This is a genomic window from Bartonella sp. TT29SHDZB, from assembly GCF_042193395.1.
Classification (GTDB): domain Bacteria; phylum Pseudomonadota; class Alphaproteobacteria; order Rhizobiales; family Rhizobiaceae; genus Bartonella.
Map to the genome: position 1 here is coordinate 232016 of NZ_JBHILQ010000001.1, position 13892 is coordinate 245907.

The window sequence follows — 13892 nt, forward strand, 5'->3', positions numbered from 1 at the left end:
TAAATGAAAGCGCACGAACATTTTGTTTCATATGCATCTTGGATATGGAGAGGTTATATTTAAAACTTGAAAGAAAATTCCTTCTCTCAATAGTTCTTATAAATAAGTTAAAGTTTAAAAGAGTATCTCATAACGCCTTTTCTATCCCTATGAAGATGGACGCGTTACAATGTAAATAGCAATCAACAATAATATAACTGTAACGAGTAAAGAAATCCATAAAGGAGGATGTATCATCACAAAAAAGGATAAAAATCCCCCCGTCATACTCATCACTGCAAAAATTTTAACAAATGGAGAGATAGCTTTTTTCTCTTCCCATCGTTTAATAGGGGGACCAAAAATACGATGATTATTCAACCATTGATGAAAACGTGGAGAAGAACGCGTAAAACACCATGAGGCAACCAATAAAAAAGGCACAGTTGGCATAATAGGTAATACGATACCGATAATACCTAATATAACCATTGCCCACCCTGCTATATAATAGCAGATACGCAAAGGGTGCGATATCTTGAAATCTTTTTTCATTCTCTCGTACTATTTTCCTCTACGCAAAACCCTATACAAAAACATTGTATCTGTTTTTTTCTGTTTATATGTCTGAGTGCACAATTACGCTCTACTCCTTCATGCGTAAGCGTCTTTTCTGTTATAAGTTCCTTGAAAATACCGAATAGCTTACACAATATTATAATCATTTTAAATGATTTCAAGAAAAGAGGAGAGATTTTAGAAAAACAAAAAAATAAAAAGGCTGCAGAAAAAATCAATGCAGCCTCTTAATTAAGAATGCAGTCTTGGGGGGGGGAGAAAATTTACTGCATTCACCTGCTAGATATTAGGAGGAAAAATAACCTAGCACCCCAGACTCTAATTAAAATAAAAGTGAGAAACAATATATAAAAATGCATGGCTGATATGCATGAAATTTAACACTTTCAAGTCTCTTGAACTGTGCTTCGACGAAAAAAAATCATCATGAAAATAGCCATAAAAATCAACGTCAAGATCAACACAATTGTGGAAGCAGAATCAGAGCCGATAAATAAGCTGAGATAAATCCCTAAAAAACCAGAAAAAGCTGCAACAAGTATCGCGATCATTAACATAAAAGAAAACCGCTTTGTGACAAGATAGGCAATTGCTCCTGGTGCTATCAGTAAAGAAATAACGAGCACGATACCTACAGCTTTCAAAGCTGCAACAATTGTAAGAGAAATCATCGTTAGAAGAGTATAGTGGAGTAGAGATATTGGTAACCCCATTGCACGTCCTTGAACTGTGTCAAAAATATACAGCATAAAGTCGCGCCATTTTGCTGCTAAAATAAAAGTGACAATAGCAGAAATAATCGCGGTCTGCGTTATATCAAGCCAGTTAACACCCAAGAGATTACCAAATAGAATATGATTCAAATCTAAGTTACTATAAATAGACGTGGCTAAAACAAGCCCCAAACCAAACATTGAAGAAAAGACCACACCCATCACTGTATCCTGTTTGATACGGCTATTGCTCCCTAAAAAACCTGTTAATAATGCACACACCATTCCCGCAACAAAAGCACCGCAAGTAATCAAAGTCATTGTAATATTCTCTGGACGCATATGCTGAAACCAAGCAAATGGCAAAGAAGTTAAAAATGCGATTACCCATGGTGTTGTCATATAACCAACAACAACACCAGGAAAAACTGCATGAGAAATAGCATCGCCTAACAGCGCCCATCCTTTCAAAATAAGAAAACAGGAAAGCATCGCCATGGGAATAGAAAGAATCATGACAATAAGCATACCCTTAAGCATAAAAGAAAACTGAAACGGAAGCAGTAATTGATCAATCATGATAATATTACACCCTTTTTTGCCGCATTTATGCGTAAGCGCGCAGCAATAAACCCATGTTTAGGAGCAAAAATAAAAGCCAAAACAAATAAAGATGCTTGAAAAAGCACTACAACCCCCCCTGTTTGTGCATTCAAAAAGTAACTTACATAAACACCCAAGACACTTGTGAATGTTCCAATTACAACTGCAATAATCAAGACATTTACGAAACGATCACTTAAAAGATAGGCTGTTGCTCCAGGCGTTACGACAAGACAAATGACTAAGAACGCTCCAACGGTTTGCATCGCAGCAACGGTACAAGCGGCAAGCAATGTGAAAAAGAGAATCTTTAAAAATTTTACGTTTAATCCAATGGCATGCGCATGCGTTTCATCAAATAACGAAACAAGAAGATCTTTCCATTTCAAAAGCAATATAAGCAATGAAACAAAGCCGATAAAAGCCAATTGTAGAATATCTGTTGAACTAACTGCTAAAATATTTCCCAAAACAATCGTATCAATATTAACAGCCATTGGTTTTAATGATTTGAGAAACAACCCAAAGGCAAAAAAGGAAGAAAAAATGAGCCCAATAATGGTATCTTCTTTAAGCTTTGTCCGGTGGTTAAAAAAGAGCATTGCTGCTGCTGCAAGACCACCAGAAAAAAAAGCGCCGAGTGAAAAAGGTAACCCTAAAAGGTAAGCTCCTGCTACACCAGGAACAATCGAATGGGAAAGTGCATCACCAATCAATGACCAACCTTTTAACATCAAAAAAGCCGAAAGAAAGGCACAAACACACCCAACTAACCCAGAAACCCACATTGCATTCACCATATATTGATAGCTCAGTGGCTCAAGCAACCAAGAAGTCATGCAACGTGCTCCACTCTTTCAATATCTTCACAAACTGCAGACTGCTTTCTTCCCATGAAAACATCATTTTTTTTTGTGCTTTGAAGATCAAAAATATGGTGGTGCAAAGACCCTCCAAAAGTTTTCTCCAGATTTTCCTTTGTAAAGATTTTTTCTGTTAATCCAGAAGCTAAAACAGTTCCTTTTATTAAAACTGTATGATCACAAAATTCGCGAACAGAACCCAAATTGTGAGTTGAAACCAAAATCACTGCTCCTTCTTTACGAAGATCTTGTAACAAAGCAATGATTTTATCTTCTGTTGTAACGTCAACCCCTGTAAATGGCTCATCTAATAAAATAGCTTTTGCTTTCTGCGCAAGAGCGCGCGCTAGGAAAACACGCTTTTTCTGTCCACCAGAAAGTTCTCCAATTTGGCGCTTGGCAAAAGCCAGCATATCAACGCGTTCTAAGGCAATACGAACGGCTTCATAATCTTGTGTACGGGCATAGCGAAAGAAATTCATATGACCGTACCGCCCCATCAATACAACATCTTCAACCAAGACAGGAAAATTCCAATCAACATCTTCACTTTGAGGAACATAAGCAATAAGATTTTTTTTCAAAGCCACATCAACGGGCAAATCAAACATGCGAATTTTTCCCTTTGAGGGGCGTACAAACCCCATAATCGCTTTAAATAACGTTGACTTACCGGATCCATTAACACCAACCAATGCCGTAATAGAACCCTTTGGACTTTCAAAATTCACTTCGCGTAAAGCTGTATGTCCATTACGATAAGTTACCGTTACCCCTTGGGCAAATATTCCACATTCCGTCATTGGCTTTTTACTCCCTCTACTAAAGCATTGCTAATACGCCCACTCGTGACACGTAATAAATCAATATAAGTGGGGACCTCACCATTTTTCTCACTTAAAGAATCAACATAAAGAACACCGCCGTATTTAGCCCCTGTTTCTCTGGCAACCTGCTTAGCAGGCGCAGGGGAAATAGTGCTTTCAGAAAAAACTGCATGAATATTGTATTTGCGAACCATATCAATAACATGCTTGACTTGCTGTGGTGTTCCTTGTTGGTCAGCATTGATGGGCCATAAATAAAGTTCTTTTAGATCAAAATCACGTGCCAAATAGCTAAAAGCCCCCTCACTGGTCACAAGCCAACGCTTATCTTGCGGTACGGCTTCTAATTCAGCCCTAATTGGATCAATCGTTGCACGAATTTTCTGTTTATAAACTTCAGCATTTTGTTTATAAATTTCAGCATGTTCAGGATCATATTTTACAAAAGCATCGCGAATATTATCAACGTAAATCAAAGCAGAGGTCGGTGACATCCACGCATGAGGATTGGGTTTACCACTAAAGGGGCCCTCACCAATTTTAATGGGGACAATACCTTTTGAAACAACAACACTTGGAACATCCTTGATATTTTGAAAAAATTTTTCAAACCAAAGCTCTAACTCTAAACCATTCCACAATACAAGGTTAGCTCCCTGAGCACGCATAAGATCGCGTGGGGTGGGTTGGTATTCATGAATTTCCGCACCTGGTTTTGTAATGGATTCAACATCAGCGGCATCACCTGCTACATTGCGTGCCATATCAGCAATGATAGTGAATGTCGTAACAGCTTTAAATTTACCAGCACACAAAGCAAAATTGGGTGTAAAAAAAATAACACTTCCAAAAACTATGGTGAAAAACGTTCTTACGTTCATTGATTCTCTCTTTCCTTTATATGCCTTCTTTTTATTGCAAATAATTTGCATTATCATTTAGCAATAGCAGTTATCTTTTACATTTGCAATGAAGGATTAAGAGAAAAAATAACTTTTCAAGATGTTTAAAAACAATTTTTTCATATTGAAAAAATTGATGATTTAAGCAGCTTGCTTTGGTAAGGAGGAGTCTTCAAAAAGCTCTATAGCTCTTGAATGCCAAACAAAAAGGGAGCACGCAAAAATGCTCCTACTTCATGTAAAATATCTCATAAAAAATGAGAATACTCAGTAGCGTAAATATGCACCTGTCATTTTGGTAACATTATCCACGATCTTTGAGGCAAGCTTTTCTAAATCTTCATCTGTTAGAGTCCGTTCTATGGGCTGAATAGTTACTTCAATTGCAACAGATTTTTTATCTTCACCAAAGCTTAAATCTTCAAAAATATCAAAAACCTGCACTGAATGAATAAGTTTTTTATCGGCTCCACTTGCCGCCCGAATAATAAGAGAAGAGGCAACAGTTTTATCCGCTATAAAGGCAAAATCACGTCGTACCATTTGAAAAGGTGAGAGTTTCAAAGGAGGACGGCTTTTGGTCGTTTTTTTCTTTGGTTCTGGAATTCGATCTAGAAAAATTTCAAAGCCGCATAAAGGGCCACTGACATCTAACGTTTCTAATGTAGCAGGATGAAGAACACCAAAAAAACCAAGAATAATCTTTGATCCAAGTTTTATGACACCTGAACGACCAGGATGATACCAATCCGGTGCTCCAACTTCAATCTGCACTTTCCCAATATCCATATCACATGCTTCTAAGACAGTTAAAGCATCTGCTTTAGCATCAAAAACATCAACTGCGGTTGCATTTCCATTCCAAAAACGCCCAGCCCCTTTAAATTGCTCTGTTCCGCGACGAATTCCGCTAACAACACGCTGTTGTTTATCAGGGGTATCGCCTTCATAAATGTTAGAAACTTCAAACAAAGCAAGATCAGAAAAACCACGATCAGCATTTCTCTGTGCTGCCATAATCAAACCAGGTAAAAGCGAAGGACGCATTACTGACATATCAGCAGCAATAGGATTAACTAATTTAAGCTCTTCTTGACCTCCTCCAAAAGCAAGAGCTTGATTTTCAGAAATAAAAGACCATGTTACCGCTTCTTTCATACCACGTTGCACTAGAGCCAAACGTGTAGCACGTGAACGAATTTGTGCGCATGTTAAAATTTGATCTTTTCTTTCTGCAAAGTTTTCCAAAGGAATAGGTTTAATTTTATCTAACCCATAAATTCTCATAACCTCTTCCACCAAATCGGCTTTACCCATAATATCAGGGCGCCATGATGGTACTTTTACCGTAACGACATCTCCTTTTCCTTCAACGAAAAATCCAAGTTTTGTTAAAATAGAGATGACTTTTTCAGGCTCTATTTCCAAATTTGTTAAACGTTTAATTTCAGCAAAAGGAAAAGCGATCTGTTTGATTTCTTGTTGCTGATAGCCAACGATCCTCTTTTTAGATACTTCACCACCACAAAGACGTAAGACCAATTCTGTTGCAATCTCAAGTCCTGTTTCTATAAAAGCCGGATCAACACCTCGTTCAAATCGATAACGTGCATCACTGATAAGACCTAATGTTCGCCCTGTTTGTGCAATGCTTTGAGCATCCCAAAGCGCCGATTCAATAATAACGCGATGTGTTTTTTCATCACAACTTGTTCTTTCACCGCCCATGATACCGGCAATCGAAACAACCCCCTCGTCATCTGCAATGACACAATTCTGAACGCCCAGATGATAGATTTTTCCGTTCAGTGCTTGAAGCTGCTCTCCCTCATGCGCGCAACGTACACACAAATTACCTTTAATTTTATCTGCATCAAAAACATGGAGTGGACGACCAAGGTCAAAACTGATGTAATTGGTCATGTCAACAAGCGCATTAATCGGTCTCAAACCAATTGCATTCAAACGTTGTTGCATCCACTGTGGTGATGCACCATTTTGAACATTGCGCACTTCACGCCAAGCAAAACCTAAACATAATGATGAATCTTGCGAAAAATCTAATGAAACATCGAGAGGCATTTCAAAAGCAGTATCAAATTTTGGTAAAGACAATTCTTTTAATTGTCCGATTCCTGTAGCGGCAAGATCACGTGCAATACCACGAACACCTGTGCAATCGGAACGATTAGGGGTCAAACCAATATCAATGACCGGATCATCTAAACCAGCATAAGCTGCAAATGAACCTCCAATAGGACTATCTTCTGGAAGTTCAATAATCCCATCATGTTCATTTGATAATTCAAGCTCTGCTTGTGAACACATCATCCCAAAACTTTCAACACCTCGGATTTTTCCTACAGATAATGTTACATCAAGTCCTGGAATATAAGTGCCTGGTAGTGCTAGAACACCAACAAGACCTGCTCGTGCATTTGGTGCTCCACAGACAACTTGAACAGGTGTAGCAGTTCCTGTATCCACTGATAAAATTTGAAGTTTATCTGCATCAGGATGCTTTATTGCTGTTAAAACTTTTGCAATCACAAAACCTTTTAAAAAAGACCGATCATCAACGTGATCAACCTCAAGACCGATAGCGGTTAATTTTTCACAAATTTCATTCAAAGATGCATTTGTTTCTAAGTGATCTTTTAACCACGACAATGTAAACTTCATTTTAAAACCTCACATGAAAGCGATGACTAAGATCACACATTTTTATTAGGAAAAAAAGCAGGCATATCAAAGCAACGAAAGCCATAATGGTCTAACCAACGCAGGTCAGCATCAAAAAAAGCTCGCAAATCAGGCATACCGTATTTCAACATGGCAATACGATCAATGCCCATACCCCATGCAAAACCTTGATATTCATCTGGATCTAAACCAACATTTTTCAACACCTGGGGATGCACCATTCCGCATCCTAAAATTTCCAACCAATCCTGTCCTTCTCCGAACTTTACTTCTGAACCAGAACGATCACATTGAATATCTACCTCCATAGATGGTTCGGTAAAAGGGAAAAAGGAGGGACGAAAACGCATTTTTACAGAGGGAACTTCAAAAAATTCTTTACAAAAAGTTTCATGTAGCCACATCATATGAGCAATGGTGGAGGTTTTATCAATGACAAGACCCTCGACCTGATGGAACATGGGTGAATGTGTTGCATCCGAATCCATACGGTAAGTTTTTCCAGGAATAATGATCCGTATCGGTGCTTGTTGTTTTTCCAGTGTGCGAATTTGCACGGGTGATGTATGAGTCCGCAATAATTTTCGCTTCCCTGTATTATCAACATTAAAAAAGAAGGTATCATGCATTTCACGCGCTGGATGCCCTTCAGGAAAATTCAATGCCGTAAAATTATAATAGTCTGTTTCAATATCTGGTCCTTCTGCAAGAGAAAAACCCAACGTTGTATAAATGGCAATGATTTCCTCAATCACCTGTGAAATAGGATGAATACGCCCCCGTTCTATAGGAGAAGAACGAACAGGCAAGGTAACATCGACCGTTTCACGAGAAAGACGAGCATCCATTGCTTGTCTTTTCAGAAGATCACGCTTTTGCGCCCATAATTCTAAAATACGATTTTTTAATCCATTAAGAACTGGTCCAACTTTATGGCGTTCGCCAGCATCCATTTTTCCTAATTCTTTTAATTTTTCAGAGATACTACCTTTTTTACCCAATGCTGCAATACGCACTTCTTCAAGTGCTTGTTCATCACCTGCTGCCTCTAAGGCTAAACAAATTTCTTGTTCCAGACGCTCAATATCATTCATATTTTTGCCTATTTTTTAATAAAGAAAAACCCGTACTCGCAATAGCCAGCACGGGACCTCGAATAAATGAATGCTTTAAGAGAACACGACTGGCTTATTTGACAGCGCCTTCGAAAGCATTAGGTGTCGTATCTTTTAAATATTCTAAAGCTTTTTTTGCCGAAGCAACTAAAGCAGAAAATGCTTCTGCCTCATGGATTGCTATATCTGAAAGAACCTTACGATCAACCTCAATACCGGCTTTTGATAAGCCATCAATAAAACGTCCATAAGTCAAACCTTCTGCACGAACAGCTGCATTAATTCTCTGAATCCACAAAGCACGGAAAGTACGTTTCCTATTTTTGCGATCACGATAAGCGTATTGCTTTGAACGATCAACCGCTGCTTTAGCTGCACGAATGGTATTTTTACGACGACCGTAAAAACCTTCAGCCTGTTTAAGAACTTTTTTGTGCTTAGCGTGTGCTGTCACACCTCTTTTCACACGAGCCATATTATAATCTCCTCAAAATCAAAAGCGTAAGGTTTAAATACCATTCGGCAAATAATGCTGAATGACTTTTTTAGCATCTTTTTCACACAAAACCATTGTTCCACGTGCATCGCGAATAAATTTATTCGAACGCTTAATCATGCCATGGCGCTTACCAGCAGCTGCTACTTTAATTTTGCCTGACGCAGTGATTTTAAACCGCTTTTTAGCGGATGATTTGGTCTTCATCTTGGGCATTTTGCTACTCCATACATTAATTGATTCAATCAAACATTTTATTCACTCAAGCGGACCAACGCTTGAACAAGCATTTAAACAGCCACGGCATGCCCTGCCGGGCGGTTTCAGAAATGGTTTCATAAGCTAGTATACACAAAATAGCAAGACCGTATTACAAAAAAATGGGCGCTCCATTGCCTTGAAGCTCAACCAAAGGTGCCGGAATAGCATTTGTTTTGCTGGCTGCTTTACATAAATCGGCAATAATGCATTGCGTACATTGTGGTTTACGGGCTTGACAAATATAGCGACCATGTAAAATCAGCCAATGATGCGCATGGCGAATATAATGAACCGGTATAATCTTTAATAATTTTTTCTCAACAATTTCTGGCGTTTTTCCAGGCGCCAAACCAAGACGATTGCTTAAACGAAAAATATGTGTATCTACTGCCAATGTAGGCTGACCAAAAGCAACATTCAAGACCACATTAGCCGTTTTGCGCCCCACTCCAGGAAGGGCCATGAGTGCTTCACGCGTATCGGGTACTTGACCGCCATATTGATTAATTAAACAGTTGCAAAGCGCATAAACATTACGTGCTTTTGCTCGCCAAAGACCAATTGAACGGATATGATTTGCTATTTCTTCTTCCCCTAATGCAACCATTTTTTCTGGTTGATCAGCAAGGCGAAATAATTCTTTTGTCGCTTTATTAACGCTTACATCTGTTGCTTGAGCCGAAAGTACAACGGCAACCAAAAGCGTAAAAATATTTGTATAGATAAGATCACTCTTAGGCGTAGGGCGTTGCACAGAAAAACGGCGAAATATTTCTGCAATTTCATCTTTGTTATATAATGTACCAGATAAATTTCGCGCTTTTGATAATTTTATGGTACGTTGAGTCATTGAACTCTCTTAATCTTCTCTCTTGAAGTTATCATTTACGCTCGCCATATGAGAGGAATGCAGCGAACATTTTATATAGAGTTTGGTCAAGTAACGCCGCTTTTCAAAGAGGATACTCATGAATGACACATGTGACGCCTTTCTCCAATCCCTTTCTTTTAGGGTTTGAAACCGTAGAAAAAATATTGCAACGTATCGGTAAAGCTGATGAGGCTTACCCAGCCTATAATATTGAACGTTTGCATAAAAATGATGATGCAAATCATATCCGGATAACTTTGGCTGTTGCTGGATTTAAGATTAATCATCTTAATATTTTGCTCGATGATAATCAATTGGTTATTCATGGTAAACAAACAGACAACCAAAATCATCAATATTTATATCGCGGTATAGCTGCGCGACAATTCCAGCGAACCTTTGTTCTCGCGGAAGGGATGCATGTTACAAATGCCGAGTTGAAAAATGGTCTTTTATCAATTAATCTGTATCAACCAAAATTAAAAAAAGAAATAAAACAGATTCCAATTAAAGTCAGTAGTGGTGAGTCATAAAAGTTAAGGCGTAAAGGAATAGTGAAATGGGAGAACATAAACAAAACTTATCGTTTCAGAACACAGCCTACTCTGATGCGGGACAGATTGCCTATTTAAAAAAAGTTTGTACTGATGATTTGGCTAAAAACTTTCCAGATCTTCCACCAATGACTCCAGGCATTACCATATGGGCTCTCTTTGGTGAAACAGGTTATCCTATTATTTTATCCGATGAACGCTCTATCGCTCTTGCTGGAGCCAATGAGCATGAACTACAAATTGTAACTTTGCACTAGATGCCCTTACGAGAAAAACGGACTCCTTTATAAATTCTATCCGTTGTTCTCATAAAGGGTATAATATGAGTTATAGTTATAATGAGATATGATTTATATTCATAATTAAGCTTTTACAATGGGAGATAGTCCCGAATATCGTAAAATTCTCTCATTTTAAATCCTCTTATATTAAAACAGTTAAAATCACTTGTTTGTAATGTCATAAGCAAGGAGAGTCATGTGGATAAAAACACTTGAAGAAAGGAATAAAAATGCTTTTTGTGAATTGTCTTAATTGTCAATGACTTTGTAATATTGGGGATGGGTAAAATGCATGATGGTGTCTGTTTGCTTCTTCATAAGTGATGAAGATGCTGCCTTTAAATTTATATGATTCACAGGGTTTGTTATACTATTCATGGACGCTGTTGTGAAATGGATCCGAGCGCACTGAAAAATGTTTCTTTAAAATGAATGCGTGAATTAGTAATACAAGTATATTTGTTTGGGGCGTTCTGTTCTTCCTGAAGGGACTAACTCCATTGAAGAGTGTGAAAAACAAAAACATGAGACAATGCCTCATCATTATTTAAAAGATATTTCTATGAATGCGTTTGAAAGGTGTAAAGCTAAATTGTCAGGAGATGATAGGTTTTTACCATTACGCCTTTATGTTCTTTCCAAATTACACTGTCTTCTTGTTCCAGAAATTACGCAAACAGATAGATGTAATATACCCACAAAATCTGGTATATAAAAATCTGGAACAGTTCGTGCCACACTGAAGCATTTTTGATATTTGTCTCAAACGTGGACTTGCACAGGGATTAGATGTTGATTAACAGGTAAGAAAAAAACAAAGGCTTTATGAAAAAGTTTATGCAGAGCTTTTAATTTTGTGCTTCAAATGCCTCAGTACGAGGTATTTTGCTCTTTTGAATATTAAAGCTCTTGTTTTTATAATGAAGTTACAGCACAACAAGCAAAATGGAATTATTTAAGGGGAAAAAAATAATGCCTTCTTACCGTTCAAGAATATCGACCCACGGGCGTAATATGGCAGGAGCCCGCGGACTTTGGCGTGCAACAGGGATGAAAGATACTGATTTTGGTAAACCCATTATTGCGATTGCGAATTCTTTTACACAATTTGTACCAGGGCATGTCCATTTAAAAGATCTTGGGCAATTAGTCGCACAACAGATAGCTGTTGCCGGTGGTGTTGCGAAAGAATTTAATACCATTGCTGTAGATGATGGAATTGCGATGGGGCACGATGGAATGCTCTATTCTTTGCCCTCACGTGAAATCATTGCTGATTCCGTAGAGTATATGGTTAATGCACATTGTGCGGATGCACTTGTCTGTATTTCTAATTGTGACAAAATTACGCCTGGTATGTTAATGGCTGCTTTACGGTTGAATATTCCGACAATCTTTGTTTCTGGCGGTCCTATGGAAGCAGGTAAGATTAAATGGAAGGATCAAGATCTAACGGTTGATTTGGTCGATGCCATGGTCGCAGCAGCTTCAGAACAAAATTCAGAAGAAGAAGTTGCTGAAATGGAGCGGGCTGCTTGTCCTACATGTGGTTCTTGTTCAGGAATGTTTACGGCCAATTCCATGAATTGCTTAACGGAAGCATTGGGGCTTTCTCTTCCTGGAAATGGATCAATGTTAGCAACACATGCAGATCGACGGATGCTTTTTGAAGAAGCTGGAAAACAGATTGTAGCATTGGTTAAACGTTATTATGAAAAAGATGATGAAACAGTTTTGCCGCGCTCTATTGCTTCACGCAAGGCTTTTGAAAATGCAATGACCGTTGATATTGCCATGGGGGGATCAACCAATACAGTACTGCATCTTTTAGCCGCGGCGCAAGAAGGTGAGGTGGATTTTACCATGACGGATATTGATCATCTTTCACGTCGTGTTCCTGTTTTATGTAAGGTTGCTCCTGCTGTTGCGAATGTACATATGGAAGATGTTCATCGCGCTGGTGGTATTATGGGGCTTTTAGGCGAACTGGATGCGGCGGGACTCATTGATACATCAACTTATACGGTTCATGCAAAAACGATGAAAGAAGCTCTTTACCATTGGGATGTAAAGCAAACTAATGAGCCAACAGTTCATGCATTTTATCGTGCTGCTCCTGGCGGTATTCCAACACAGACAGCTTTTAGCCAATCTTGTCGCTATGAGACCCTTGATCTTGATCGTGAAAAAGGTGTGATTCGCGATAGAGAACATGCATATTCACAAGATGGAGGATTGGCAGTTCTTTATGGAAATCTTGCAAAAGATGGCTGTATTGTAAAAACAGCAGGCGTTGATCAATCAATTTTAACTTTTAAAGGTCCGGCAAGAATTTTTGAAAGCCAAGATTCAGCTGTTTCAGCTATATTAACTGATAAGATTAAAACAGGTGAAATTGTTTTAATCCGTTATGAAGGTCCACGTGGTGGACCTGGAATGCAAGAAATGCTTTATCCAACGAGTTATCTCAAATCTAAAGGATTAGGCAAGGTTTGTGCACTTGTTACGGATGGACGTTTTTCAGGAGGAAGTTCAGGGCTTTCGATAGGACATATTTCTCCAGAAGCTGCGGAAGGAGGAGAAATTGCGTTAGTGGAAGAAGGGGATATCATAGAAATTGATATTCCAAATCGTAGAATTCATATGTTGGTGGATGACGTTGAGATGAAGCAGCGCCGTGCTAAGATGGAAGCAAAAGGAAAAGGCGCTTGGCAACCGATTGAGAAGCGTCAGCGTAAAGTTTCAAAGGCTCTCAAAGCTTATGCAGCGATGACTACATCTGCTTCAAAAGGTGCAGTACGTAATATTTGATGAGTTGAATAGAGACAGTACTCTGATTTTTTGCATCTTTTGCACGATATTCTGAGCTAATTATTTTATGAGTTTATGAACTTATCAGAATATTTCGAGTCATGGATGAGTATGATTAAAAAGCTATCAATACAACTAAAAGCAGCTGCGGATTGCTTATTTTAGCAGCTATGTAAGATAGATACAGTATCATTACTTTTCATATCATATTCCAATCTTATACGAAATTACAATTTCCTGTTCTCATATTTATGGAAGATATTTATTGTACTGGTAGCATTATCTTGTTGTACCGTAAAACACTGTCATTTAGGACTGTGATATACGGCATCTT

14 protein-coding genes are annotated in these 13892 nt (G+C 38.3%); 4 read left to right on the plus strand and 10 right to left on the minus strand.

The features are described from left to right. Nucleotides 1-147: 147 nt before the first annotated feature. The 10 genes from ACFIJJ_RS00875 to nth form a co-directional block, all read right to left on the minus strand. Nucleotides 148-534, minus strand: coding sequence for a YbaN family protein (locus ACFIJJ_RS00875; RefSeq protein WP_375621991.1), 387 nt, complete (start codon nucleotides 532-534; stop codon nucleotides 148-150). Nucleotides 535-944: 410 nt separating this feature from the next. Further along, complete coding sequence (locus ACFIJJ_RS00880; RefSeq protein ID WP_375621990.1) at nucleotides 945-1850, minus strand: metal ABC transporter permease; 906 nt, start codon at nucleotides 1848-1850, stop codon at nucleotides 945-947. Next, nucleotides 1847-2713 carry a metal ABC transporter permease gene (locus tag ACFIJJ_RS00885; RefSeq protein WP_375621989.1) on the minus strand — a complete coding sequence of 289 codons (867 nt, stop codon included), beginning with the start codon at nucleotides 2711-2713 and terminating at the stop codon, nucleotides 1847-1849. The genes ACFIJJ_RS00880 and ACFIJJ_RS00885 overlap by 4 nt, the downstream gene beginning before the upstream one ends. Then, nucleotides 2710-3540, minus strand: a complete 831-nt coding sequence (locus ACFIJJ_RS00890) for a manganese/iron ABC transporter ATP-binding protein (protein WP_375621988.1) — start codon at nucleotides 3538-3540, stop codon at nucleotides 2710-2712. The genes ACFIJJ_RS00885 and ACFIJJ_RS00890 overlap by 4 nt, the downstream gene beginning before the upstream one ends. Further along, nucleotides 3537-4445: a metal ABC transporter substrate-binding protein gene (locus ACFIJJ_RS00895; protein ID WP_375621987.1), complete on the minus strand. Its 909-nt coding sequence runs from the start codon at nucleotides 4443-4445 to the stop codon at nucleotides 3537-3539. The genes ACFIJJ_RS00890 and ACFIJJ_RS00895 overlap by 4 nt, the downstream gene beginning before the upstream one ends. A gap of 288 nt (nucleotides 4446-4733) precedes the next feature. Continuing rightward, the gene (gene pheT / locus ACFIJJ_RS00900; RefSeq protein ID WP_375621986.1) at nucleotides 4734-7148 is read right to left on the minus strand and encodes a phenylalanine--tRNA ligase subunit beta; all 2415 of its coding nucleotides are present in this window, start codon (nucleotides 7146-7148) and stop codon (nucleotides 4734-4736) included. A gap of 32 nt (nucleotides 7149-7180) precedes the next feature. Then, nucleotides 7181-8263: a phenylalanine--tRNA ligase subunit alpha gene (gene pheS / locus ACFIJJ_RS00905; protein ID WP_375645671.1), complete on the minus strand. Its 1083-nt coding sequence runs from the start codon at nucleotides 8261-8263 to the stop codon at nucleotides 7181-7183. Between the two features lie 94 nt (nucleotides 8264-8357). After that, entirely contained in the window at nucleotides 8358-8759 is a 402-nt protein-coding gene (rplT, locus tag ACFIJJ_RS00910; protein WP_012754515.1) for a 50S ribosomal protein L20, read from the minus strand. Between the two features lie 33 nt (nucleotides 8760-8792). Further along, nucleotides 8793-8996, minus strand: coding sequence for a 50S ribosomal protein L35 (gene rpmI, locus ACFIJJ_RS00915; RefSeq protein ID WP_375621984.1), 204 nt, complete (start codon nucleotides 8994-8996; stop codon nucleotides 8793-8795). 154 nt (nucleotides 8997-9150) lie between these two features. Further along, nucleotides 9151-9891, minus strand: coding sequence for an endonuclease III (gene nth, locus ACFIJJ_RS00920; RefSeq protein ID WP_375645672.1), 741 nt, complete (start codon nucleotides 9889-9891; stop codon nucleotides 9151-9153). A 122-nt stretch (nucleotides 9892-10013) separates the two neighbouring features. Here nth and ACFIJJ_RS00925 point away from each other — a divergent pair, with 122 nt between their 5' ends. The 4 genes from ACFIJJ_RS00925 to ilvD all read left to right on the plus strand — a co-directional run bounded on the left by ACFIJJ_RS00925 (nucleotide 10014) and on the right by ilvD (nucleotide 13558). After that, nucleotides 10014-10445: an Hsp20 family protein gene (locus tag ACFIJJ_RS00925; RefSeq protein WP_012754518.1), complete on the plus strand. Its 432-nt coding sequence runs from the start codon at nucleotides 10014-10016 to the stop codon at nucleotides 10443-10445. A gap of 26 nt (nucleotides 10446-10471) precedes the next feature. After that, nucleotides 10472-10723 carry a DUF1150 family protein gene (locus ACFIJJ_RS00930; RefSeq protein WP_375606172.1) on the plus strand — a complete coding sequence of 84 codons (252 nt, stop codon included), beginning with the start codon at nucleotides 10472-10474 and terminating at the stop codon, nucleotides 10721-10723. 487 nt (nucleotides 10724-11210) lie between these two features. Then, nucleotides 11211-11462: a hypothetical protein gene (locus ACFIJJ_RS00935; protein WP_375621981.1), complete on the plus strand. Its 252-nt coding sequence runs from the start codon at nucleotides 11211-11213 to the stop codon at nucleotides 11460-11462. Nucleotides 11463-11719: 257 nt separating this feature from the next. Next, the gene (gene ilvD, locus ACFIJJ_RS00940; RefSeq protein WP_375645673.1) at nucleotides 11720-13558 is read left to right on the plus strand and encodes a dihydroxy-acid dehydratase; all 1839 of its coding nucleotides are present in this window, start codon (nucleotides 11720-11722) and stop codon (nucleotides 13556-13558) included. Nucleotides 13559-13892 lie beyond the last annotated feature (334 nt).